Origin of the sequence: Pseudomonas sp. Au-Pse12, from assembly GCF_021341665.1 — a bacterium.
In the GTDB taxonomy this organism is placed as follows: Bacteria; Pseudomonadota; Gammaproteobacteria; order Pseudomonadales; family Pseudomonadaceae; genus Aquipseudomonas.
On sequence record NZ_JAJTTH010000002.1, the window covers coordinates 194,671 to 217,226 of the forward strand.

Annotated in this window: 21 protein-coding genes; 9 read left to right on the forward strand and 12 right to left on the reverse strand. The window is 65.7% G+C overall.

The window, feature by feature from the left end; genetic code table 11:
- Positions 1 to 218 precede the first annotated feature (218 nt).
- Positions 219 to 1,796, reverse strand: a complete 1,578-nt coding sequence (locus LXM55_RS05455; protein ID WP_233319373.1) for a flavin monoamine oxidase family protein — start codon at positions 1,794 to 1,796, stop codon at positions 219 to 221.
- A 323-nt stretch (positions 1,797 to 2,119) separates the two neighbouring features.
- Here LXM55_RS05455 and LXM55_RS05460 point away from each other — a divergent pair, with 323 nt between their 5' ends.
- Both LXM55_RS05460 and LXM55_RS05465 read left to right on the forward strand, forming a co-directional pair.
- On the forward strand, positions 2,120 to 3,139 hold the full coding sequence (locus LXM55_RS05460) for a MarR family transcriptional regulator (protein WP_233319375.1): 1,020 nt from the start codon (positions 2,120 to 2,122) through the stop codon (positions 3,137 to 3,139).
- Entirely contained in the window at positions 3,133 to 3,885 is a 753-nt protein-coding gene (locus tag LXM55_RS05465; RefSeq protein ID WP_233319377.1) for a hypothetical protein, read from the forward strand. The genes LXM55_RS05460 and LXM55_RS05465 overlap by 7 nt, the downstream gene beginning before the upstream one ends.
- Before the next feature lie 13 nt (positions 3,886 to 3,898).
- Here the strand turns inward: LXM55_RS05465 and LXM55_RS05470 are convergent, their stop codons facing one another.
- The 8 genes from LXM55_RS05470 to LXM55_RS05505 form a co-directional block, all read right to left on the reverse strand.
- Positions 3,899 to 5,092, reverse strand: coding sequence for a dipeptidase (locus LXM55_RS05470; RefSeq protein ID WP_233319379.1), 1,194 nt, complete (start codon positions 5,090 to 5,092; stop codon positions 3,899 to 3,901).
- Positions 5,093 to 5,186: 94 nt separating this feature from the next.
- Positions 5,187 to 6,149: an ABC transporter substrate-binding protein gene (locus LXM55_RS05475; protein ID WP_233319381.1), complete on the reverse strand. Its 963-nt coding sequence runs from the start codon at positions 6,147 to 6,149 to the stop codon at positions 5,187 to 5,189.
- A 12-nt stretch (positions 6,150 to 6,161) separates the two neighbouring features.
- A complete protein-coding gene (locus tag LXM55_RS05480; RefSeq protein ID WP_233319383.1) occupies positions 6,162 to 6,971 on the reverse strand; it encodes a class II aldolase/adducin family protein in 810 nt (269 codons plus the stop codon).
- A 335-nt stretch (positions 6,972 to 7,306) separates the two neighbouring features.
- Positions 7,307 to 8,245 carry a D-isomer specific 2-hydroxyacid dehydrogenase family protein gene (locus LXM55_RS05485; RefSeq protein WP_233319385.1) on the reverse strand — a complete coding sequence of 313 codons (939 nt, stop codon included), beginning with the start codon at positions 8,243 to 8,245 and terminating at the stop codon, positions 7,307 to 7,309.
- Positions 8,242 to 9,447: an acyl-CoA dehydrogenase family protein gene (locus LXM55_RS05490; protein WP_233319386.1), complete on the reverse strand. Its 1,206-nt coding sequence runs from the start codon at positions 9,445 to 9,447 to the stop codon at positions 8,242 to 8,244. The genes LXM55_RS05485 and LXM55_RS05490 overlap by 4 nt, the downstream gene beginning before the upstream one ends.
- Complete coding sequence (locus tag LXM55_RS05495; protein ID WP_233319387.1) at positions 9,444 to 10,223, reverse strand: ABC transporter ATP-binding protein; 780 nt, start codon at positions 10,221 to 10,223, stop codon at positions 9,444 to 9,446. Before LXM55_RS05495 ends, LXM55_RS05490 begins: the two co-directional genes overlap by 4 nt.
- 3 nt (positions 10,224 to 10,226) lie before the next feature.
- The gene (locus LXM55_RS05500; protein WP_233319389.1) at positions 10,227 to 11,048 is read right to left on the reverse strand and encodes an ABC transporter permease; all 822 of its coding nucleotides are present in this window, start codon (positions 11,046 to 11,048) and stop codon (positions 10,227 to 10,229) included.
- A gap of 201 nt (positions 11,049 to 11,249) precedes the next feature.
- A complete protein-coding gene (locus LXM55_RS05505) occupies positions 11,250 to 12,149 on the reverse strand; it encodes a LysR family transcriptional regulator (protein WP_233319391.1) in 900 nt (299 codons plus the stop codon).
- A 106-nt stretch (positions 12,150 to 12,255) separates the two neighbouring features.
- Between LXM55_RS05505 and LXM55_RS05510 the strand changes: the two genes are divergently transcribed.
- The 7 genes from LXM55_RS05510 (at position 12,256) to LXM55_RS05540 (ending at position 20,041) form a co-directional block, all read left to right on the forward strand.
- On the forward strand, positions 12,256 to 12,885 hold the full coding sequence (locus LXM55_RS05510) for a cysteine dioxygenase (RefSeq protein WP_233319393.1): 630 nt from the start codon (positions 12,256 to 12,258) through the stop codon (positions 12,883 to 12,885).
- Positions 12,882 to 14,465: a rhodanese-related sulfurtransferase gene (locus LXM55_RS05515; protein ID WP_233319394.1), complete on the forward strand. Its 1,584-nt coding sequence runs from the start codon at positions 12,882 to 12,884 to the stop codon at positions 14,463 to 14,465. The genes LXM55_RS05510 and LXM55_RS05515 overlap by 4 nt, the downstream gene beginning before the upstream one ends.
- 254 nt (positions 14,466 to 14,719) lie before the next feature.
- Positions 14,720 to 15,268 carry an RNA polymerase sigma factor gene (locus LXM55_RS05520; RefSeq protein ID WP_233319396.1) on the forward strand — a complete coding sequence of 183 codons (549 nt, stop codon included), beginning with the start codon at positions 14,720 to 14,722 and terminating at the stop codon, positions 15,266 to 15,268.
- Positions 15,265 to 16,227 carry a FecR family protein gene (locus LXM55_RS05525; RefSeq protein WP_233319398.1) on the forward strand — a complete coding sequence of 321 codons (963 nt, stop codon included), beginning with the start codon at positions 15,265 to 15,267 and terminating at the stop codon, positions 16,225 to 16,227. The genes LXM55_RS05520 and LXM55_RS05525 overlap by 4 nt, the downstream gene beginning before the upstream one ends.
- A 121-nt stretch (positions 16,228 to 16,348) precedes the next feature.
- Positions 16,349 to 18,910, forward strand: coding sequence for a TonB-dependent receptor (locus LXM55_RS05530; RefSeq protein ID WP_233319400.1), 2,562 nt, complete (start codon positions 16,349 to 16,351; stop codon positions 18,908 to 18,910).
- A gap of 210 nt (positions 18,911 to 19,120) precedes the next feature.
- Positions 19,121 to 19,411: a hypothetical protein gene (locus LXM55_RS05535; RefSeq protein ID WP_233319402.1), complete on the forward strand. Its 291-nt coding sequence runs from the start codon at positions 19,121 to 19,123 to the stop codon at positions 19,409 to 19,411.
- Between the two features lie 9 nt (positions 19,412 to 19,420).
- Positions 19,421 to 20,041, forward strand: coding sequence for a hypothetical protein (locus LXM55_RS05540; protein ID WP_233319403.1), 621 nt, complete (start codon positions 19,421 to 19,423; stop codon positions 20,039 to 20,041).
- Positions 20,042 to 20,044: 3 nt separating this feature from the next.
- On the opposite strand, the gene LXM55_RS05545 is transcribed toward LXM55_RS05540, so the two are convergent.
- The 3 genes from LXM55_RS05545 to LXM55_RS05555 are packed head-to-tail and all read right to left on the reverse strand — an operon-like array spanning position 20,045 to position 22,556.
- Complete coding sequence (locus LXM55_RS05545) at positions 20,045 to 21,253, reverse strand: ABC transporter substrate-binding protein (protein ID WP_233319405.1); 1,209 nt, start codon at positions 21,251 to 21,253, stop codon at positions 20,045 to 20,047.
- Positions 21,253 to 22,260, reverse strand: a complete 1,008-nt coding sequence (locus tag LXM55_RS05550; protein WP_233319408.1) for a CobW family GTP-binding protein — start codon at positions 22,258 to 22,260, stop codon at positions 21,253 to 21,255. Before LXM55_RS05550 ends, LXM55_RS05545 begins: the two co-directional genes overlap by 1 nt.
- A complete protein-coding gene (locus LXM55_RS05555; RefSeq protein ID WP_103739597.1) occupies positions 22,257 to 22,556 on the reverse strand; it encodes a hypothetical protein in 300 nt (99 codons plus the stop codon). Before LXM55_RS05555 ends, LXM55_RS05550 begins: the two co-directional genes overlap by 4 nt.

Genomic DNA, 22,556 nt, shown 5'->3' on the forward strand with positions numbered 1-22,556 from the left:
GACGCTCCAAGGTTGTGTTTGCCAGCTTCGGAGGTCCGCTACCCGGCAATGGGTGACTGCTCTGTACGAAAACTGCCTGCGCTTCGATCATGCTGCGTTAAAAGCAGGCTCGGAATGCTCATGTAGGCCCCTACACTCCGCTTCCTCGCCTGCTTTTGCCTTGCCTGATCTTTGCTCGGCGAGTTTTTTGTACAGAGCCAGGTGAGTGCTCGGCTTTTTCAGGCCGTTTGCTGTAGCGACGAGCCTTGCGCCCGTTGAAAAAGGTGGCGCACCACGCGCCGCGCGGCGCCGGCGGCGGCTTCCTGCCAGATGCCCACTCCGCTGTGGGCCAAGCCGTCGCTGGTCAGGTAGACCCGGCCCTGGGGCTGGTTGAGCAGGTTGTAGTCCGGCTCGGCCACTTCATGGCTGATCCAGGGGCCGAAGTTGTAGGGGATCTTGCCCCAGGCAATCACCAGCGGCTTGCGCAGTTCATGGCCATGGCCGGGGTGCAGCAGCTCCACCGCCTGGCGGGAAATCTCGATCTGCTGGGCCAGGCTTTTCTCCCCGAACCTGCGCGCGGTTTCACCGTTGTTGTAGGCCGCCACCAGCACCCCCTCGGCCTGGTTGAAACCGCCGCTGGGGTACCAGAGCCCGGAAGCCTCCTGGTTGATGAACGACAGCCCGCCGTAGATCTGGTACTGGCTTTCCCAGAAGCGCCGCGACTGCCAGGCCACCTTGTTGGCGTAGCCGAACTGCACCGCGCCGATGGCCTGACGCACCGGGGCGCTGAAGTTGTTCTCGACCTTGGCCAGCAACGGCAAGGGCAAGGAACTGATCACGTAGTCGGCCTTGAGGCGCTGGGTGCGGCCGCTGCGGCGATCCAGGTAGACCACCTCGGCACCGTCGGCCTGGTTGGTGATGGAACGCACCTCGCTGTGCAGCCGCAACTGCCCTTGCAGACGCCGGGCAAACGCCTGGGGAATGCGGTCCATGCCGCCCACCGGCTGGAACATGGTGGGCGAGAATTCCGGGTATTCATCGATCATCAGCGCCGTGGTCAGCGCCGGGTTGAGCAGGGTCTGCAACGGCAGCGGGTCGTTCTTCTGCGCCAGCTGGTCACCGGCACCGGGCCAGACCTTGTAGCCGGAGCGCGCCGAGCCCAGGTATTCGAGCTTGTCGGAAAGGTCGCCCCAGGTTTTCAGAAAGCTCAGCAAGTTGCTGCGATCGGCAGCCGTCAGCTCCTGGTCCAGGGCATGCCGGTTGACCGCCTTGGCCAGCAGTTCGGAAAAATGCCCGCGGCTGTCGTTGACCGCCTGACGGATCTGCAACGCTGGCTGATTCAGGTCCGGACGCACCAGGGCATTGCGGCTGGTGTTGACCAGCACCTCCAGCTCCACCCCCAGCTCGCGGCAGTAGCCGAGCATCAACTGGTGATGGCTGGGCAAGCGGCCGGCCCCGGCATTGAGGTAGAAGCCGTCGTCGAACTCGGCGACCTGCACACTGCCGTCGCTGTACTCCACCCGATCGCCGCCGCGCACCGTCCAATTGCGCCCGCCGACCCGGTCCCGGGCTTCGAGCAGCGTGACCTTGAACCCGGCCTTGTTCAGCTCATAGGCGCTGACCAGGCCACCGATCCCGGCGCCGATCACCACCACCGAAGCGCCCTTGCCCACCGCCGCGCTGGGCAGCGACGCATAGTTCTCCTCGAAGGCCTCGGCATTGCCCGAGCCGCCGAACAAGCCCATGACCGCGCTCGCCGCCTGCACCCCGCCGACCGCGGCGATACGGGCGATCAATTGTCTTCTGGTCAGTGGCATGCCAGCGCTCCCTGCTGTGAAATGGATAGTGCGTTCGGTTATAGATCGGCGACTTATGCAGTCACTTGGGTCTATGTGAAGCCATCCTAGGGGCGCTCATTTAATAAGAGAAATACATTTTAAGCATATGCAAATATTACTTTGTTTCATATTCAGGCGTACAGATACTGCACAAGACGCATGAACAACAGTGACTAGCCAGTCGCAAGACAATCCACCTCGGCCAGAGGACCTGCACAGGAAAAAGCCGTTTGTAACATATTTATTGAACGGTAACATTAACAATGATACCGTTCAAAAACCATGTTAAAAGGACACCAACCATGAACTCCGAACTCCAGCACGCGGCCCCCCAACTGCCTGCGCTCGCCTCCTACATCGAGACCGTGCTCGGCGAAACCCCAAGCTTCAGTGCCTGGGATCAGGCCCCCAGCCTTCCCTACTACCTCAACAGCCACTATTGCCTCCTGCACATGACCCTGCTCGGACAGACCTGCGTGGTCTTGCTGGAGAACCCGCAGCAATCGGCCAGCTTGCCGGACGTGAAAAAGCACATGGATACGCTGCGCAAACTGACCCAGGCCCCCCTGATCTTCGTGGCCGAGGCCCTGGCCTCCTATGAACGCAAGCGCCTGATAGACAAAGGCGTACAGTTCATCGTCCCCGGCAACCAGCTGTTCATCCCCGAACTGGGGCTCGATCTGCGGGAGTACTTCCGCGCTCGACAGGAAAAAATCACGCTCATGAGTCCGGCCACCCAGGCCATGCTGATCCATCTGTTGATGAATCCCTCGCCGCCCTCGTTGCAGTTGTCCCAATCGACGCTGGGCGACCCGTTCAAGTACTCCAAGATGACCGTTTCCCGCGCCGTCAAAGAGCTGAAGGACCTGGGCTTGATCGTGGTACACAGCGACCGGCAAGCCCACATCGAGATCCGGATTTCGTCGCATCAACTCTGGAAAGACGCCAGGAAGCACATGCGTTCCCCATTGAAGAAGACCCTGTGGCTGAACCAGATCCCGCACGTGAACAACACTTCGCTGCTGCTCGCCGGCGAGTCGGCGCTGCACGAGCACAGCCTGCTGATGGAACCCCGGCTGCCGGTGTACGCCTGTTCCAGCGAGACCCTGGGCACTCTCCTGAAGGACTCCCCGGCGCTGAGTGAAGTGGCCCCCGAGGACGCCGCCTGCGCCTTGCAGATCTGGTCCTACGAACCCACCGTCTATGCTCGGACAAAGGATGATTGTGTCGATCCTTTCTCGCTGCTCCTGAGCTTGCAGGACAGCAAGGATGAACGGATACAGATCGGCTTGAGCCAAGTGGAAGGAAACTTGAAATGGTAAGGGGGCTGGACCGCTTCCGTGAGTACTTCAGCGACTACGCCGACCGCTACGTGATGATCGGAGGCGTGGCCGCCTACCTGAGCATGGAAGAAGCCGGCCAGGCGTTCAGGGCCACCCGAGACTTGGACATCGTCCTGATCATCGAAGCGCTGGACCCTTCGTTTGTCGCTCGGTTCTGGGAGTTCATACGAGCCGGCGGTTATCAGATCAAGCAACGCAATAACGAAAGGCCGATTTTCTATCGTTTCATGGCACCGGCCGATACCCGTTTCCCTGTACAGATCGAACTGTTCTCACGCAGCCCGGAAGGCATCGATCTGGCAGAGGGCGCGACCTTGAGTCCTATTCCTGTCGACGAAGCCGTCTCAAGCCTTTCGGCCATCTTGCTCAACGACCAGTACTACGACTTTTTACTCGCAGGCATGCAGCAGATCGACGCTATCACCCACATCGGGGCAGACCGGCTGATTCCCCTCAAGGCCCATGCCTGGCTGAACCTGACCGAGCGCCAGGGCAAGGGGGAGCAGATCGACAGCAAGAACATTCGTAAACACCGTAACGATGTCTTGAGCCTCTCGGTCCTGCTTGCCCCCCACTCAACGCACCTGCCCGGCCCGATAGCTGAAGATCTGCAGCAATTCCTGCTGCAACTGGCCGAACAAACCGTGGACCCTGCCGCCATAGGGCTGACAGAAAGCCTGCAACAGCTGATTTGGCGCATCCGGCAAGCCTTTCATCTGACCTGAAACACTCAACCTCCTAGCCAGCGGTAACGGCCTGCGCCGCCGCCAGCACCCGCAGCAGATTCCCACCCCAGATCTTCGCCAGGTCCGCTTCGCTGTAACCCGCCGCCAGCAGGCGCTCGGTGATTCGCGGTAGCTGCGCCACATCCTCCAGCCCCTGCACCCCGCCGCCGCCATCCCAGTCGGCACCAATGCCCACATGGTCCGGCCCCACCACGTCAAGGATGTGCAGCAGGTGGCGCATGTAGTCGTCCAGGCTGGCCCTGGGCTGCGGGTATCGCGCCTCGACCTGGCGAATGCGCTCGGCCAGGTCCGCCACCTGCCCGGGGCTCAGGCTCGCCGCCAGGCGAAACTCGCGGTACAGCGGCCCCAGGGCCTTGTCGCGCTCGGGGTTGGGCGCGCTGTCGATCAGGTCGCTGGGGAAACTGTTGACCTGCACCACCCCACCCCTGGCCGCCAACTGGCGCAGGCGCCGGTCGTCCAGGTTGCGCGGATGGGCGGTGATCGCCCGGCTGCTGGAATGCGAGGCAATGATCGGCGCGCGGGACAGGGCCAGGACCTGGTCGAAGACCTGGTCCGAGGCATGGGACACGTCCAGCAGGATGCCCAGGCGATTGGCCTCGGCCACCAGTTCGCGCCCCGCCGGGCTCAGGCCATGCCACTGCGGCAGGGCGGTGGCCGAGTCGGCGAAATCGTTGTTGGCCGAGTGCACCAGGCCGAGCATGCGCAGGCCCTGGCGGTAATAGGTGTGCAAGCGTGCCGGGTCGGCGGCCAGGGGCTCGGCGTTCTCCATGCTGATGAAGACCACCCGCTGGCCACGGGCGACGATGGCCGGAACATCACTGGCCTTCAGGGCCAGGGCGAAGTCATCGGGGTGGGCGGCGATCAGGTCGCGGATCCGCGCCAGCACCGCCAGCCCATGTTCGCTGGCCTGGGTCCGGCCCTCGGCGTTGAGCGGGCCCTGTGGGGTGAAGATGGCCCAGAACCCGCCGTCCAGCCCGCCCTCTTTCATCCGTGGCAGATCGACCTGGGACAGGTCGTCCCGGTAGCCATGGCGCTGGGTGATGTCCCACCCGGGGCGGGCCAGTTGCATCGGGGTATCGAGGTGGCTGTCGAGCACCGTCAGGCGCTGGTGCAGCGATGGCGCCGGGCTGGCGGCCAGCGCCCAGGGGCTGACCAGCGCCAGGCACAGCAAGGTTCGAGAAAACATGGGGCCTCCTGGCCAATCAAAGAAATCGCCCCTTCGGATCGTGGGCGCTGCATGGCTTGGCGGCCTGTTCGCCGGCAAGCCGGCTGCCACAGGGTCAGGACCAGTGGAAGCTGCGGTCCCACAGCCCGGAAACATCCAGCTGCTGGGGCAGGACGCCGGCTTCGAAGAACAGGTCGGCCACGTCCTGCTGGGATTTCACCGCCGCATCGTCCACCGGTTGCAACAACCGCGGGCCGCTCTGGGCCCGGTACTGGGCGAGGAACACTTCGCGCGGCATGCCGAGGATCTGCGCGCTCTTGGTCGCCCATTCCTCGGGATGGCTGGCGATCCATTGCCAGGCGCGGTACTCGCGCAGGATGTAGTCGGTGATCGCCGCGTGCTTGAGCGGGTCGGCGATGCTTTGCTGGTTGGCGGCGATCACGTAGTTGCCGGACAGGTAGCCCTGGCCGGTCTTCAGCACCCGGGCCCCGGCCCGCAGTTCCGCCAGCTGGATGAAGTAGCCGAAGCTGACCCAGGCATCCAGGGCGCCGTTCTGGAAGGCGGCGAAACCGTCTTGCGGGGTCAGCGCCATGGGCACGATGTCGGCAAAGCCCAGGCCCTGTTCCTTCAGTGCCTTGAGCAGAAAGTAATGCGAGCTGGTGGAGCGGATGTAGCCGATGCGCTTGCCCTTGAGCTCGGCCACCGACTGCACCGCAGAGCCCTTGGGCACGATGAAGGCCTGGTTGTTGACGTCGCCGGTGAGCACCGCGATCAGCTTCACCGGGGCGTGGTTCTTGATGCCGAAGATCGGCGGGATCTCGCTCATCGGCGAGATGTCCAGGGTGCCGCTGACCAGGGCCTCGAAGCTCAGGTTGCCGCCGGTGAACTCGGCGTACCTGACCTTGTAGGGTGGCGGCTCGATGCCCGCCTCGGCAAAGAAGCTCGGCGCCGCGCCCTTGTAGGTGGCGACATTCAGGGTGACCCCGGATAGATCCACGGCGGCCCCCAGGCCCAGGCGCGGCAAGGCGGCGGCCAGGCCGGCCAGGGCCGAGAGTTGGAGAAAGTGACGACGCTGCATGGGCAAGGGTCCTTAATCGAGAAAGTCCGGTTCTTCGCGCACGATCCGCTCGCGGTAAGGCTGGAAGCTGAACCAGCCGCCGAACTCGGTGCCGACCTGGCGCGCGGTGTGGCGCGCCACCTCGTGGGGGATGAGTCGCGGGGTGCCGGCGGCTTCCGCCAGCAGCTGGGCCTGGGCGGCGTTGTCCATGGCGATGAAGCGCCACACCGCCGCCTCGACGGTTTCGCCCACGGTCAGCAGGCCATGGTTCTGCAGGATCAGCGCCTTGTGCCCCTGCAGCGCGGCGGCGATCCGCGCGCCTTCGCTGGCCTCCAGCACCACCCCGGAGAAGTTGTCGAACAGCCCGTGCTTCTCGTAAAAGGCGCAGGCGTCCTGGGTCAGCGGGTCCAGCAGGCGGCCCAGGCTCGACCAGGCCTTGCCGTGCAACGAATGGGCATGGGCGGCGGCCACCACTTCGGGGTGGGCTTGGTGCAAGGCGGCATGAATGGCGAACGCGGCGAGGTTCAGCGCCCCCTCGCCCTCGATCACCGCGCCTTCGGGATCGACCAGCAGCAGGTCCGACACCCGCACATGGCCGAAATACACCCCCACCGGGTTGACCCAGAAATGCTCCGGGCGCCCCGGGTCGCGCACGGTGATATGCCCGGCGCCGCCCATGTCGAAGCCCAGCCGGGCGAACACCCGGAAGGCCGCGGCCAGGCTTTGCTTGCGCTGCCGGCGTTCCAGCTCGACCGTGGCCTGCTGGGGCGGGTGCTCCCAGCGAAAGACCGTATGGCCATCGCGGGGCAAGTCATACACCGCGGGACGAAAATGTGCGGTCATGTCCGCTCTCCTTGAAGTGGTCATCGATACCCTGCGCGCAAAGGCCCGCAGGACCTTGCTTGGCGATCTCCCGCCAAACCTGCAGCAACCTTGAGAACCTCGCGTCCCTTCGGGCCGTTCGCAGCCTGCGGCAACGGCTACACCTATCCCGGCCCGACATGGGCCCTGTAGCCGCTGCCGAGCCTGCGAGGCTGCGCAAAGGCCCGCAGGGCCTTGCTTGGCAATCGCCCGCCGAACCTTCAGCGACCTCAAGCCCCCTGCGTCTCCTGCGGAGCCGTGCGCAGCCTGCGGCAGCGGCTACACGAAGCGCTGCAGGCCAAGGCTGGAACCGTGTGTTAGTAGCCACGCTGGATCTCCACCGGGTTTTCCAGGGGTAAACCATCACTCCAGCGCTGCAGATTGCGCCCCAGCAAGCGGGCGATATTCAGGTAGACCCGCGGCGAATTGGCCGAGGTGTGGGGCGACAGGCGAATCCGCGGGTGGCGATAAAAAGCGTGGCCCGCGGGCAGCGGCTCGGGGTCGGCGACGTCCAGGCTGGCCAGGGCGATGCGCTCACTGTCCAGGGCCTGCAACAGCGCTGGCTGATCGATCAGCGCGCCGCGGGCGATATTGATCAGGTGCAGCCCCGGCTTGGCCGACGCCAGGACATCGGCGTCGATGATCCGCCGGGTCTGCTCGGTCAGGGGCACCGCCAGCAGCAGGTGATCGGCCCGGGCAAACAGCTGGTGCAGGTCGGCCACCGGTTCGACCCCAGGCACCTCGAAAGGCTGCGCCGAACGGCGCAGGGCCAGCACTTGCATGCCCAGGGCCTGGGCCTTGGGCGCCAGTTCGCGGGCGATGCTGCCAAAGCCGAACACCCCCAGGGTGCTGCCGGCCACCGAGGCCAGCGGCCGTGGCTGCCAGTGTTCGGCGCGCTCGATCCACACCTTCGGCAATTGCTTGGCGGCGGCGAAGATCGCCGCCAGGGCAAACTCGGCAATGCTCTCGGCGGTGCTGCCCCGGGCGCTGGCCACCGGCAGATCCTGGAACAGCCAACGGGGGAAGTAATCCAGGCCCGAGGTCACCAGTTGCACGAACCCCAAGCCGAAGGGCCAGCCCGCGGGCGGCTCTGGCGCGTCGCGAAAATCGGCATGGGGCGCGGCCAGCAGCACTTGCACATCCCCCGGCAGCGCGCGGGGCAAGCCCCGGGGCAGGCTCAGGACGTCGATGCCCGGCAACCACTGCCGCAGTTGCTGGTTGAAGGCTTCATCCAACTGGCTGGCAATGCACGTCACACCTGGGCTCCACGGCTGGGCAAGGCAAAGGCGGCACGGCCCACGGCGCCGAGGATCGCGTCGTTCTGCGGGGTGTGGATGCGGCTGCACAGCACATCGCGGTAATGCCGTTCGATGGGGTTGCCCCGGGCCAGCCCGGGGTTGCCAATGGCTTCGATGCCCAGCTCCACGGCGCTGATGGCGTTGCTGGTCACCAGGTACTTGATCTGGGTCGCCTCGCCCGGGGCGATCCGCCCTTCGGCGGCGGCATCGAGCAGCACCCGGTTGTTCAACAGCAAGGCGTCGATGCGCCCGATCAGCTCCTGGAAGCGCGGCAGGCTCGACAGCGGCGCGCCGAGGTTGGCCGGGGCGCGCTGGGCCAGCCAGCCCAGCAGCCAGTCACGGGCGGCGCGGGCCACGCCGTCGTAGATCGCCGACAGCAGCACCGCCAGCCAGAGCACACCCTTGCTGTCCAGTTCCGAGGGGCGCGGAACGTTGGTCGGCTGAATGTCCACCGCGTGCTCCAGGGGTACGAACACGTCGTCGAAGATCACGTCGTGGCTGCCGGTGGCGCGCATGCCCAGGTGGTCCCAGGTTTCCTCGACGCGGATACCGGGGCTGTCGCGGTGCACCAGCCAGGTGCCGACCTGCGGCTCGGCATCGTCGCTGCGGGCCCAGACCGCCAGCCAGGTCAGCCCGGGAATGCCGGTGGAGTAGATCTTGCGCCCGCTGAGCCGCCAACCGCCCTCGACCCGGCGCGCCAGGGTGGCCGGCAAGCCGCCCCGGGCCGGGGTGCCGAGGTCCGGCTCGACCCGCAGCGCATTGATCAGGGCGCCCTCTTGCACCGCCTCGCGCGCCACGCGCTGGCGCAGGTGCAGGGGCCAGGCGCTGTTCTGTTGCAGGCGCGTGTGCTGCAGGTACTGCATCACCAGCACCAGCGCGGTGGAAGGTTCGCCCTGGGCCACGGCGCCGATCACCCGCCGCGCCTGGGCCAGGGTCGCCTCGCTGCCGCCCAGGGCCCGGGGCACGGTCAGGGCCAGCAGGCCATGCTGGTGCAGGCGCTGCAGGTTGGCGTGGGGAAACTCGCTGTGGCGATCGTAATGGGCCGCGCTGGCGGCGAACTCCTCGCTCAGTTGCTGCAGCAGGTCGGCGAACTCGCTGGAGTCCGGATCAGGGACGCGACGGGACACGGACGAAGACGGTTGCACGCTGGAAAGGCTCATCGGCTGGCAGTCCTGCTCAAGGGGTGGGAGATGTTGACTGCCGGTTCGGCCTCGGTTTCCACGCCCAGCAGTTGCAGCAGCCGCGCGCGCAGTGCCTGGAACCCCGGGGTGGAGGCCTGGCGCGGACGCGGCAGGCGGATCGGTAATTGCTCGGCGATTTGCCCGTTGGCCAGCACCAGCACCCGGTCGGCCAGCAGCAGCGCCTCGTCGACATCGTGGGTCACCAGCAGCACCGCCGGGGTGTGCGCCCGCCACAGGCGGATGATCAGTTGATGCATGCGGATCCGGGTCAGGGCGTCGAGGGCAGCGAACGGTTCATCCAGCAGCAACAGCTGCGGCTCGCGCACCAGGGCCCGGGCCAGGGCCACGCGCTGGGCCTCGCCGCCGGACAGGGTGCCGGGCCAGGCGCCCAATCGATGGGCCAGCCCGACCTCGGCCAGCGCCGCCTCGGCCCGCTCACGGACCCCAGCCCCGCGCACGCCCAGGGCAACGTTGCGCCACACGCGCTTCCAGGGCATCAGCCGTGGCTCCTGGAACACCACGGCCATGGCTGAGGGCACCTGCAACTGGCCCTCATCGATGGGTTCCAGCCCGGACAGGGCCCGGAGCAAGGTGGTCTTGCCCGAACCGCTGCTGCCCAGCAGGGCGACGAACTCCCCCGATGCGATGTTCAGGTCCAGGCCGTCGAGCACCGCCTGCCCGGCGAAACGTCGGGTCACCGCGCGGCATTCGACGGCGGCGCGCACGGGGCCCGGCTGGGGCAACAACACAGTCATGGGTCAGTTCCTGATAAAGGTCGGGCGCCAGGCCAGGGCGCAACGTTCGAGGCCGCGCACCAGCCCGTCGATGCCCAGGCCGAGCACGCTGTAGACCAGGAGGCAGATGACGATCACGTCGGTGCGCATGAAGTCCCGGGCGTCGTTGACCAGGTAGCCAATGCCGGCGCTGGCGTTGATCTGCTCCACCACCACCAGCCCCAGCCAACTGATGCCAAAGGCGTAGCGCAGGCCGACGAAGAACGCCGGCAAGGCCCCGGGCAAAATCACGTGGACGATCAGTTCCCAGCGCTTGAGGCCGAGCAGGGTCGCCGCCTCCAGCAGCTTGGGGTCGAGGCCGCGAATGCCGGAAAACAGCGTGAGGTAGATGGGAAAGGTGGTGCCCAGGGCAATCAGCGCGATCTTTGGCGTCTCGCCCACGCCGAACCAGAGAATGAACAGCGGCACGATGGCCAGGAACGGCAGGGTGCGCAGCATCTGCATCGGCGAGTCGATGGCGATCTCGCCGCGCCGCGACAGCCCCGCCACCAGGGCCAGGAGCGTGCCCAGGCTGACGCCGATGGCCAGGCCGCCGAGGGCGCGCTTGAGGGATACCCACAGGTGCCCGCCCAGCTCGCCGCTGCCGAGCATCTGCCACAGGGTGCCGCCGATGGTGCTGGGGGCGGCGATGATCCGCGCCGGCAGCAGCCCGCTGCGCGACGCCAGTTCCCAGAGCAACAGCAGCAACAGCGGGCTGATCAGGCGCAGCGACAGATTGCCCAGGAACTTCACTCCGGGGCGCTCGGTCCAGCGGGCATACAAGGAGAGCGGGGCTTGCGCAGGCATTTCAACATCCCTATTTCAGCGCGTTCGAGCCCCATGCTAACTACATAAAAAACGTCCGTGAAATTCGTTTTGGTTCTAACTTAATATACAAAGAATGCATTTACAGACATTCAAGACATGCAAATCAATGATTAATTTAAACCTGTTGGAGGCGGCTTGCCGGCGAGCAGGGCCTCAAGCTTTGCGCTGGCAAGCCAGCGCCTACTGGGCGGATTTGCCGACGCGGGCGGCGACCATTTCGCCAAACATGCTCACCGGCTCCTGCAGGTTGCCGAGAAAGCGCGGGTGGATCAGCCACAGGTCGATCACCGGCTTGAAGTCGCTGACCGGGACGATCTCCAGCTTGTCCCGATGGCTGCTGTTTTCCAGCAGCGGCAGCGGCACCAGACCGTAGCCCAGGCCATTGGCGATCAACCCCAATTGCAGCTCGGTGCCGAAGGTTTCCAGGTTGATCTGCAATGACAGGCCCTGGGCGCTCAAGGCCCGTTGCAGGCCGGCGCGAAAACCACAGCCGTCGGGGTTCAGCACCCAGCCGCGCTGGTAACAGTCGGCCAGCTTGCACGAGCGTTTGCGCACCTCGCCCTTGGCCGCCACCACCACCAGACTCATGCTGCCCAGGGAACGCCCCACCACCCCTTCGGGGAACACTTTGCCGGCGGGAAACAGCGCGGCCACCACGTCCAGCTCACCGTTCTCGACCTTGCTCAACAGGTGGCTGCCCCAGCCAGTGGCCACCGAGGTCTGCAACTGCGGATAGAGGCTCTTGAGCTGGCTCAGGGCATCCAACAGCACCACATCGCCGATGGTCTGCGGCACGCCGATGCGCAGGGCGCCGCTGGGGGCGCCGTCACTGGCCACCAACTCGTTCAGGGCATCGATGCTGCGCAGCACTTCCAGGCACTGGCCGTAAACCCGCAAGCCCATGCTGGTGGGCTTGAGCGGCTTGGTGTTGCGGTCCAGCAACTCCACCCCCAGGGCTTCCTCGAAATTCTGCACCCGGCGGGTGATGGCTGGCTGGGTCAACTGCAGGGCATCGGCCGCCTGGCTGATGGTCTGGCAGCGGATCACCGCCACGAACGCGTTCAGATCATCTATCTTCATTCTTTTTTCGCATAATAAATGACTGGAAAAATGTTCGATAAGAATAATACCTTTTAGCTCGCCCGTGTAGTTCGCGTCCTTTGCCTTGTGTCCACGGAGGGAGCCCATGCCCCACAACGCCGCAACAGTCGCTATCGATACCCCCAACTTCGCCCGCCTGCGGGACTTCATCGCCGCCCTCGCCGAGCTGCTGGACGGCCATCCCGATGAGGCCCGGATACTGGAGCAAGGCGCCGACCTGCTGCAGCGCCTGGTGAGCCAGGACGACTGGCTGCCCGATGAGTTCGCCCAGCCCGACCCGCAGCACTATCAGCAATGGCTGCTGCATGCCGACTCGCGCCAGCGCTTCTCCATCGTCAGCTTCGTCTGGGGCCCGGGGCAGCGCACGCCGATCCACGATCACCGGGTCTGGGGCCTGATCGGCATGCTCCGCGGCGCCGAAGACAGCCAGGGTTTCGAGCGCCTGGCCGACGGGCGCCTGCAACCGGCCGGCGCAGCGGTGCGCCTGGTGCCGGGGCAGGTGGAAGCAGTGTCGCCACGCATTGGCGACATCCATCAAGTGAGCAATGCCTACGCCGACCGGGTGTCCATCAGCATCCACGTGTACGGCGCCAACATCGGCGCGGTACGCCGGGCCGTGTACACCCCCGAAGGTCACGAGAAGCCCTTTATCTCCGGTTATTCCAACCGCTTGCTGCCTAACCTCTGGGACTTGTCGAAGGAGCCCCCGCAATGACCGATTTCCCTACCCGCAGCCCGGCGCAGATCCGTCAGGCCCTGCTCGACCGCCAGGAACTGGCACTGATCGACGTGCGTGAAGAGGCGCCTTTCGCCGAAGCCCACCCGCTGTTCGCGGCCAATATTGCGCTGTCGAAACTGGAGCTGGAGGCCTACGCGCGCATTCCCCGACGCGACACCCCGATCACCCTTTATGACCAGGGCGAAGGGCTGGCCCAGCGCGCCGCGACCCGCCTGAGGCAACTGGGCTACAGCGATGTCGCCCTGCTCGAAGGCGGCCTGGATGGATGGCGCACCGCCGGTGGCGAGCTGTTCAAGGACGTCAACGTGCCGAGCAAGGCCTTTGGCGAACTGGTGGAAGCCGAGCGCCGTACCCCGTCCCTGGCCGCCGAGGAACTCCAGGCACTGCTCGACCAGCAGGCCGACCTGGTGGTGCTCGATGCCCGGCGCTTCGACGAGTACCAGACCATGAGCATCCCCGGCAGCACCAGCGTGCCCGGCGCCGAGCTGGTGCTGCGGGTACGCGAGCTGGCCCCCGACCCACGCACCCGGGTGGTGGTCAATTGCGCCGGGCGCACCCGCAGCATCATCGGCACCCAGTCCCTGGTGAACGCCGGCATCCCCAACCCGGTGGCGGCCCTGCGCAACGGCACCATCGGCTGGACCCTGGCCGGACAGAAACTCGAGCACGGCCAGAACCGGCGCTTCCGGCCGGTCGACGAAGACCAGCGGGCCCAGGCGCAAACGGCGGCACGGGCGGTCGCGGACCGGGCCGATGTGGCGCGCATCGACCTGGCCCAGTGGCGGCGCTGGCAAGCCGATGCCCGGCGCACCAGCTACCTGTTCGATGTGCGCACCCCGGAAGAATTCGCCGCCGACCACCTGCCCGGTGCCCGCTCTACCCCCGGTGGCCAGCTGGTGCAGGAAACCGATCACTTCGCCAGCGTGCGCGGTGCCCGCCTGGTGCTGGTGGACGACGATGGCGTACGCGCCAACATGAGCGCCTCCTGGCTGGCCCAGATGGGTTGGCAAGTGGCGGTGCTCGACGGCCTGCGTCCCAGCGACTTCAGCGTGCGCGGGCCCTGGCAGGCGCCGCTGCCGGACACCGCGCCAGCCGAAGAAATCAGCCCACGAACCCTGGCCACCTGGCTGGAGCAACCCAGCACCCTGGTGCTGGACTTCACCGCCAGCGCCAACTACGTGCAGCGCCACATCCCCGGGGCCTGGTGGGTGCTGCCCAGCCAGTTGCAGGAATCCCTGGCCCAGTTGCCCCAGCCGGAACGTTATGTCCTGACCTGCGGCAGCAGCTTGCTGGCGCGCTTCGTGGTGCCCCAGTTGCAGGCCCTGACCCAGCGCCCGGTGTTCCTCCTCAGCGGCGGCACCGCGGCCTGGATCGACGCCGGCCTACCCGTCGAGGAAAGCCGCCAGCAGCTGGCCTCACCACGGATCGACCGTTACCGGCGCCCGTATGAAGGCACCGACAACCCGAAAGAGGCCATGCAGGGCTACCTGGACTGGGAGTTTGGCCTGGTGGCGCAGTTGGGCCGGGATGGCACCCACGGGTTCTTCGTGATCTGAGCCTTTGCGGGGTGGCTGTCACGGGCAAGCCCGCGCCTGCACGCTGCCACCCCGCAGGAACCGGCTTGCCGGCGAAGAGGCCCCCAAGCCTGGCACCGCCCTCAAGGCCCCTTTCGCTGGCAAGCCAGCTCCCAAGAGATGGGTTTTGTGCGAGTAGCGGGCGGACGGCTATCATTTCGTCAAAGTGACAAATAGTAATAATTCTCGATATCATTCGCGACCTTGTGCTCACCGCGTCGTCAAGAAGGATATCCATGTCTCGCTCCAAGCCCGACTCCCCGTCGGTGGACTCTGTCCGCGGGTTCTATGCGGACATCCTGCATTTCCTGCGCAAACACACGGACAACGCCAGCGACGCGGCGGACATGACCCAGGACGTGTTCACCCAATGGCTCGATTACCGTGGCCGAGCCCAGGTCGAACAGCCGCGGGCCTTCCTGTTCCAGATGGCACGCAACCTGCTGCGTGATCATTGGCGGCGCCAGCAGGTGCGCTCCCGGGTCCATCAGCAAACGCACCACGAGGAAAGCCCGGGCCACGAACCCTTGGCCGATGAACAGCACGAGCCCCTGCCCGCGGCCCAGCGCCTGCAACGCCTGGAACAGTTGAAAGAAGTCCTTGCGCAACTCTCGCCGCGCCGCCGCGAAGCCCTTATGCTGCACCGCTTCGAAGGGCTGAGCCAGGCGCAGATCGCCGAGCGCATGGGCATTTCCGTGAGCATGGTGGAGAAACACATCGCCTTTGCCCTGCTGCACTGCAAGCAGCACCTACAACGAGAAAATGGCAAGGAGCAGCCTGAATGACCCGCTTTTCCGGCACCCACAGCGACCTCGACAGCGAGCAGATCGATGCCCAGGCCGCCAGTTGGTTCGCCCGCAACCGCAACGACCCGGACCGCGCCACGCGCAAGGCCTTCGACGCCTGGATCAGCCACCCGGCCCACGCCCGGGCCTATGCCGAGTTCGAAGAGCTGTGGGTCGACCTGGCGCAACTGCAGCAACTGAGCCGACCGATCCCCCTGCCGCGGCCCAAGCGCAGCCACTGGCGCCCGGCCCTGGCGACCGCCGCGGCCGTGCTGTGCGCAGTACTGGCGCTCAACCTGGGTACGCCCCAGGCGTCCTACAAGCAACAGGTGGCCGCCCAGGAAAAGGGTGCCCGGGCCTTCAAGTTGCCCGATGGCAGCACCCTGTACGTCAACGCCAATACCCAGGTGAACGTCGATTTCAGCGCCCAGCAGCGCGACATCTACCTGCAACAGGGCCAGCTGTACCTGGAAGTCGCCGCCGACAAGGAGCGCCCGCTGTGGGTGCACAGCGGCGCGGCCAAGGTGCGCGTGGTGGGCACCGCCTTCGACGTGCGTCGTGGCCAGCGCCAACTGGTGGTCAGTGTCGCCCACGGCCAGGTGGCCTTCAGCCCGGACGGCCGGCCCGGCGATCTGACCCTGCTCGGCGCCCGCCAGCAAGCCACCTATGACCTGCAAAAAGGCACCCTGCGCCAGCAGACCCTGGACAGCGATGCCGTGGCGGACTGGCGCAGCGGACACCTGGCCTTTCGCAACCGCGACCTGGCCAGCCTAGTGGATGAGTTGAACCTGTATCGGCGCCAACCCGTGCAACTGGCCGAGGGTTCCCTGGGCAACTACAAGGTCTCGGGCAACCTCGACGTCAACGACCCAGATGCCCTGATCAAGGCCCTGCCAGCGCTGATTCCGGTCAGAAGCGTGCCCCTGGCCAACGGCCAGCTGAAGCTCGAAGCGCGCTGAACCTCTTATATGAGAATATTTTGCATTCGCATATGAGGTTTTTTTTCACTGCCCCGTCTTCCTCCCGTCTGCGATCTGTCCGCAGCGCCTTTTTGGCCTTTAAGCCGCTCTGGGGGAAGTCATGTTTCGCGCGTTCTTGCCTGTTCCGTTAGTCCGTACCCGCCCGACCCTGCTCGCCGCTTGCCTGGCATTCAGCCTGCAAGCCTATGCCGGGCCGCTGCATTTCCAGCTGCCGGCGCAGCCTCTGGCTGCGTCCCTGAGCCAGATCGCCCAACAGGCGAAGATCCAGCTGCTGTTCGATGAGCAACTGCTGCGCAACGCCAAGGCGCCGGCCCTGCAGGGCGAATACAGCCCGGAAGAGGCGATCCGCACGCTGCTGCGCGATGGCCGGTTCAACCTGATGAAGGTCGACAACACCTACATCGTGCGCCCCGCCGAAAGCAACGTCAGCAGCGACTCGGCCTTGCAGCTGGGCGCCATGAGCGTGATCGGCAACGGCACCGAGGTGGACGCGTCGAGTGTCGGCCGTTCAACCCTGAACCAGGCGGAAATCGACCGCCACCAGGCCACCAACGTGGTCAGCCTGATCGACACCCTGCCCGGCGTGAGCCTGGGCGGCTCGCTGAAACCCGGCGGCCAGACCATCAATATCTGGGGCCTGGGGGACGCCGAAGACGTACCGATGAGCGTCGACGGCGCCACCAAGAGCGGCTTCGAACGCTACCAGCAGGGCTCAGTGTTCATCGAACCGGAGCTGATCAAGCGCATCGAAGTGGAAAAGGGCCCGCACTCCCCCGAGACCGGCAACGGCGGTTTCGGCGGCACCGTGCACATGGAAACCAAGGACGCCCCGGACCTGTTGCAGGACGACCGCAACGGCGGCGCCATGCTCAAGTACGGCTACAGCAGCAACAGCCATGAACAGGCCTACACCGGCGCGGTGTACGGCCGCACCGATGACCACCGCTTCGATGCCCTGGCCTACTGGACCCTGCGCGACGGCGACGACATGAAGATCGCCAGCGCCCAGCCCGACCCGAAGAATGCCTATCCGATCAACCCCAAGCGCCTGCCCAACACTGCCCAGGACATGCAGGGCAAGCTGTTCAAGCTGAACATGCAACTGACCGACGAGCATCGCCTGGGCTTCAGCTACATGCGCTCCAACAGCGACATCTGGGCGCCCTTCTCGGCCAAGAGCTACCCGACGCCGCCGAGCCGGAGCGACATCAACAAGTACGGTTATGACGGCGCCACCCGCCGCTTCCTGGCCCAGCGCAATACCATCGACACCACCTGGATCACCAAGTACCAGTACACCCCCGTGGACAATCCGTGGATCGACTTCGAGGCCAAGTACTCCGACTCCACCACCGACCAGACCGACGAACGCGGGCCGAACGCCTACTTCCAGCCGGCATCCGGTGGCCGCAAGATCACCGTGGGCTACAACGACAAGATCCTTGCCCTGAAAAACACCAGCCGCTTCAGCACCGGACCGCTGGATCATGCGCTGACCAATGGCATCCAGATCCGCAAGCACACCCGCGAAGTCGACATGTGGATGCCGGGCAAGACCTATGAAGTGCCCAAATACAACTACGGCCACTACCAGCCGGGCTTCATGCCCCACGGCAAGGTCGACAACAACGCCTTCTATATCCAGGACGCCATGACCCTCGGCAACTTCACCCTGACCCCGTCCCTGCGCTACGACCATGTGCGCAACCGCGGGGAGAAGAACGACGCGCCGATCTACAACAGCCCCGATCCGGTAGCGGGCCACGACTACGGGGACAAGACCTACACCGGCTGGTCGCCTCGGCTGTCGGCGTTCTGGGCGCTAACCCCGCAATTCGCCCTGTTCGCCGACTACAGCAAGACCTGGCGCGCACCGGTGATCGACGAGCAGTACGAGGTCCAGTCAGCCGCCTCCACCCGCTCCGCCACCAGCCGCGACCTCGACCCGGAACGCATCACCGCGTTGCGTGCCGGTAACATCACCAGCTTCGCCGATGTGTTCAGCCAGGCCGACCGGGTGCAGGTCCGCACCACGCTGTTCCACAACACCATCAAGGACGAAATCATGAAGAACCTCGGGATCGGCTGCCCCGAGCAACTCAGCAGCGGCAAGAGCATCGGCCAGGTGTGCAACCAGCCGACCATCGGGGTCTATCGCAACATTGGCGACCTGACCATCAAGGGCTTCGAGGTGGAAAGCTTCTACGACTCGACCTACCTGTTCGGCTCGCTGTCCTACTCGTGGATCACCGGCAAGCATGAAGGGGCCTACACCAACCCCTGGGGGCCCAACGTCTGGGCCCGGGACATTCCGCCACGCAAGTGGGTGGCGACCCTGGGGGTGAAGATTCCGCAGTGGGATGCGCAAGTGGGCTGGCAGGGGCAGTGGGTGCGCCAGACCGACCGGGTACCCAGCGACAGCTATTCGGGCGGCCCGGCCAGCGCCCTGGGCGACTCCTACTGGGATCAGTACAAGAACGACCGCTACAACGTGCACGGCCTGTTCGCCAACTGGAAACCCCAGCAGGCCTACCTCAAGGGCACTGAAGTCAACTTCACCCTGGACAACATGTTCAACCGTGACTATCGCCCACCGCTGAGCGGCGAGAACGCCTCCAGCCTGGGGCGTAACGCCAAGATCAGCGTGACCCGCTTCTTCTGACGGCACCTGGCTGCGGCGCATCGGACGCACCGCAGCAAGCCAGCCGTTGGCCATCACGGATGTATTGCAAGCCTTTAGCCAAGCCCTCCTGCCCGCGCCTGCCGGGCTAAGATCGACGCCCCCCTGAAAACCGCTGAAATGCCTTTGGGCGCTTTCAGTCGACTTCTCATTGATTACGTACGACAAGTATCGTACAAACCGGTAAGCATCATGGACAGAAGCTTCAGGAAGGTCAGGCGGGACCTGATCAATGCACTACAAAGCGGCAACTACCTGCATGCCGCGCGCGGTTCGATCGAGGTCAAGAACCTGCTGGCCACTGGCGAGGTCTCGGCCGGCCAACTGATCGAAGTCATCGGCGCCTGCAAGGGCACCGACCACCGTTGCAGTGCCCACCACAGCGTCCCGGACCTTACCGTCCATGTGCTGAAGAAGGCGGGCTGGTACATCAAGTTCTACGTTATCGAGCCAGATGTGTGGTTCATCAGCGTTCACCGATGAGGGCAACCCATGAAACTCTATCTGCAGGGCGACCGGGGCAAGGCGCTTTGCGAACATTGCCAACAGGTCGTGGGCATCACCTACACCCGCCGCGACGTCCCTTTCAGCGACGGCAACGGCCAGGCCCGGGAGGTCCTGGTGGGGGTCTGCGACCTGTGCGCCACGGTGGTGGCCATCCCGCCCCAGTCGACGCCGGCGATCAAGGAAGCCCGCAAGCAGTCATTGACCTCCATCGAGGCGCGGCTGCCGGCGGTCTACCTCGACGTGCTGGATGCCGCGATGCACTCGGTGGCCGAAGACGCCGGCGTACAGATGCGCAAACTGTTCCTCAGCTACTACTTCAGCGCCCCCGCCGGGCCGGGCCTGGAGCAGGTGCATGAAGGCTTCGCCGCGTACCTGGCGGAACAGGCCGAGGCCCGCCAGGTGCCTGCCGCGCAGGCCATGAAACGCCTGTCGCTGAAGGTCAATCACTATGTGGCCGAGGACCTCGCGCGCCTGCTGCGAGCCACCCGGATGAGCCAGACCGAGCTGCTGAAATCGCTGATCGCGCAGATGCGCCTGGATGTACTCGAAGGCGGCAACCCGGCGGTGATCGCCGACCTGCGCCAGCTGGCGCGCCTGGGGCTCTAGCCCTCAGCCTTTGCCGCGGCCCGCCACCCGGCCCGCACGCAGGAAATCGCCCCAGCGCCGCACCAGGTAGTTGTGTTCGTCCATCACCGAGTTCCACACGGCGATGTGCCCCATGCGCTGCTGGTAGGAACCGCCGTCGCGAGTCTCGCCGATCTCGATCAGCGGCGCGCCATCGCTGCCCGGCAACTCTTCCCGGGCCGGCTTGCCGGCGTACCAGTAATCCCACTCGGCGCTGCTCAGGTGATCACGGGTACGCGCCGGGTTGCCGATGTAGTAGCCCTGGCGCGCCATCACCGCTCCGGGCCAGCCCGAGAGCCACCAGTTGAGATAGGCGTAGGCCGCGTCCAGCACCGCGCCCTGGGCATGGCGCGACAACGACAGGCCGCCGAACCAGGCGCGGTAGCCCTCGCGCGGCACCGCCAGACGGTATTTGACCCCGGCGCGGTGCAGGCGCATCAGGGTCGGCGACCACAGGCTCTGGATATCGATGCGCGGGCTGAGCATCAGTTGCGCGGCTTCTTCGTCGTCCGACCAGAACGCGGCGAAATGCCCTTCGCGCTGCTTGCGTACCAGGATCTGCGCCAGCCGGTCGATCTCCTCAATGCTCAGGTTGCCGATGTCCTTGAACGATTCCAGGCCACAGCCCTGCACCGCCAGGGCGGCATCCAGGGCACCGATCGCGGCGTCGCTCTGCAAGGCGATGCGCCCGCTCCAGGCCGGCTCCAGCAGCCAGCCCCAGCTTTCATTGGCGCTGCTGAACCCGGCCGGCAGGCGCTCCGGGCGGTAGGCAAAACTGTCGGCGTTGTGGGTCAGCGGCAGCATGCTGATGCGCTCGCTGACCGTGCTGCCCAGGCTGCCGTCGTGCTGCACGTAGAGCCGTTCGCTGGGCACGCTGCCACTGCCCAGGCGATCACTGGGCGACAAGCGTCCGCGCTTGGGCAGGTCGTTGATCTCGTGCCACAGGGCAATGCGCCGGGTATCGATAGGCTGGATCGCCTGGGCCGGCCAGACGAAATCGACGTTGTGAAACCACTGGTCGTAGAGGTCGTAGCTGTCCGGCTGCATCACCGCGATGCGCTGGGCCTGTTCCACGTCGTGCACCTGATACACCAGGCGAATGCCCAGGTCCTGCTCGGCGCGCAGCCGCAGGGATTCGAGCAGGGTCACCGAGGTGCCCAGTACCCGCAGGGTGACCGGTTGCGTTGCGGCCATCAGACACTCTCCCCGGCGACCGGGGCGAAGCTGCGGGCGAACACTTCGAAGGAATGGCGCAGCTGCTCGGGCTCAAGCCCGCGCAGGATAAACACCAGCCGCGAGCGATGATCGGCACTGGGCCAGCGCGGCAGGTGCACGGGAGCATGCAGGCAATGCTGCACGCCATGAATGACGATGGGGGCCTGGCTGGCGTTGATGTTGAGCAATCCTTTCACCCGCAGAATTCGTTCGCCGTGGCATCTTAGCAGCATCGACAACCAGACCCCGAAGCCCACCCAATCCAGCGGTTGCTCGAACTCCAGGCTGCACACTTGCGCCGCGCCATGGGACGCAGGAGCGACCGTCAACGGACGCTGCAACTGCCAGCGCGCCACTTCCCGCTCGGCCGTCGCCCCGCGCAGGCCTTCACCCAGCAACAGCTGGTCACCGCTCTGGATCTGCCGGGTCAGCAACAGCGGCGCCCCAGGGTTGAGCCGTTGCAGACGCTCACGCAAGGCGGCCTGTGTCGCCTCGTCGACACAGTCGGTCTTGCTCAGCAACAAGCGGTCCGCGGCCGCCACCTGGGCCAGCCACTCCGGATGCAGGCGCTCCTGCAACGCCGCGTGGCTGGCATCCACCAGGGTCACCAGCAAGCCGATGTGCACCCGCCCACGCAACTGCGGGTCGTTGTTCACCGTGGCCAGGATCGGGGCCGGGTCGGCCAGCCCGGTGGTTTCCAGCAGCACCCGGCGAAAAGCCGGGACCTCGCCCCGGCTGCGCCGCGCCAGGAGCCCGAGCAAGGCCTCTTTCAACTCGCCGCGGATCGAACAGCAGACACAGCCGCTGGGCAGCAACACGGTATCCGGCGCCACCTCCTGCACCAGCAGGTGGTCGATGCCGATATCGCCGAACTCGTTGATCAGCAACGCCGTGTCGCCCAGGCTCTGGTCCTGCAACAGGCGATTGAGCAAGGTGGTCTTGCCGCTGCCGAGAAACCCGGTGATGACGTTCAGGGGCATGCTCATGGCTGTTGCTCCAGGTGTTTGAGAAGCACAGGGTCGAGAGGGTCCAGGGGCCGGCCCAGCATGGATTCGGCCAGGCTCCATAGTTGCTCCAGGCCGCTGGCCAGCTCCTGGCGGCCAGTGGCCCCGAGCAGCAAGTAGGCCGAGCCCTGGAAGTCCTCGACCTTGAGCCGCAACGGCGCCAGTACCCGGTTGATCGCGGCGATCCTGCGCAAGCGCTCGCGGCGCCGGGGCAGTTCATCCCCCAGCGGATCGCTCCAGTGCACGTCTTCGCCCAGCAGCCCGCATAACCCGCACAT

What these genes read in the sequence shown, in the direction of transcription:
- LXM55_RS05455 (WP_233319373.1), bottom strand. Translation starts at nt 1,796, where the DNA reads ATGCCACTGACCAGAAGACAATTGATCGCCCGTATCGCCGCGGTCGGC.
- LXM55_RS05460 (WP_233319375.1), top strand. Translation starts at nt 2,120, where the DNA reads ATGAACTCCGAACTCCAGCACGCGGCCCCCCAACTGCCTGCGCTCGCC.
- LXM55_RS05465 (WP_233319377.1), top strand. Translation starts at nt 3,133, where the DNA reads ATGGTAAGGGGGCTGGACCGCTTCCGTGAGTACTTCAGCGACTACGCC.
- LXM55_RS05470 (WP_233319379.1), bottom strand. Translation starts at nt 5,092, where the DNA reads ATGTTTTCTCGAACCTTGCTGTGCCTGGCGCTGGTCAGCCCCTGGGCG.
- LXM55_RS05475 (WP_233319381.1), bottom strand. Translation starts at nt 6,149, where the DNA reads ATGCAGCGTCGTCACTTTCTCCAACTCTCGGCCCTGGCCGGCCTGGCC.
- LXM55_RS05480 (WP_233319383.1), bottom strand. Translation starts at nt 6,971, where the DNA reads ATGACCGCACATTTTCGTCCCGCGGTGTATGACTTGCCCCGCGATGGC.
- LXM55_RS05490 (WP_233319386.1), bottom strand. Translation starts at nt 9,447, where the DNA reads ATGAGCCTTTCCAGCGTGCAACCGTCTTCGTCCGTGTCCCGTCGCGTC.
- LXM55_RS05495 (WP_233319387.1), bottom strand. Translation starts at nt 10,223, where the DNA reads ATGACTGTGTTGTTGCCCCAGCCGGGCCCCGTGCGCGCCGCCGTCGAA.
- LXM55_RS05500 (WP_233319389.1), bottom strand. Translation starts at nt 11,048, where the DNA reads ATGCCTGCGCAAGCCCCGCTCTCCTTGTATGCCCGCTGGACCGAGCGC.
- LXM55_RS05505 (WP_233319391.1), bottom strand. Translation starts at nt 12,149, where the DNA reads ATGAAGATAGATGATCTGAACGCGTTCGTGGCGGTGATCCGCTGCCAG.
- LXM55_RS05510 (WP_233319393.1), top strand. Translation starts at nt 12,256, where the DNA reads ATGCCCCACAACGCCGCAACAGTCGCTATCGATACCCCCAACTTCGCC.
- LXM55_RS05515 (WP_233319394.1), top strand. Translation starts at nt 12,882, where the DNA reads ATGACCGATTTCCCTACCCGCAGCCCGGCGCAGATCCGTCAGGCCCTG.
- LXM55_RS05520 (WP_233319396.1), top strand. Translation starts at nt 14,720, where the DNA reads ATGTCTCGCTCCAAGCCCGACTCCCCGTCGGTGGACTCTGTCCGCGGG.
- LXM55_RS05525 (WP_233319398.1), top strand. Translation starts at nt 15,265, where the DNA reads ATGACCCGCTTTTCCGGCACCCACAGCGACCTCGACAGCGAGCAGATC.
- LXM55_RS05530 (WP_233319400.1), top strand. Translation starts at nt 16,349, where the DNA reads ATGTTTCGCGCGTTCTTGCCTGTTCCGTTAGTCCGTACCCGCCCGACC.
- LXM55_RS05535 (WP_233319402.1), top strand. Translation starts at nt 19,121, where the DNA reads ATGGACAGAAGCTTCAGGAAGGTCAGGCGGGACCTGATCAATGCACTA.
- LXM55_RS05540 (WP_233319403.1), top strand. Translation starts at nt 19,421, where the DNA reads ATGAAACTCTATCTGCAGGGCGACCGGGGCAAGGCGCTTTGCGAACAT.
- LXM55_RS05545 (WP_233319405.1), bottom strand. Translation starts at nt 21,253, where the DNA reads ATGGCCGCAACGCAACCGGTCACCCTGCGGGTACTGGGCACCTCGGTG.
- LXM55_RS05550 (WP_233319408.1), bottom strand. Translation starts at nt 22,260, where the DNA reads ATGAGCATGCCCCTGAACGTCATCACCGGGTTTCTCGGCAGCGGCAAG.
- LXM55_RS05555 (WP_103739597.1), bottom strand. Translation starts at nt 22,556, where the DNA reads ATGTGCGGGTTATGCGGGCTGCTGGGCGAAGACGTGCACTGGAGCGAT.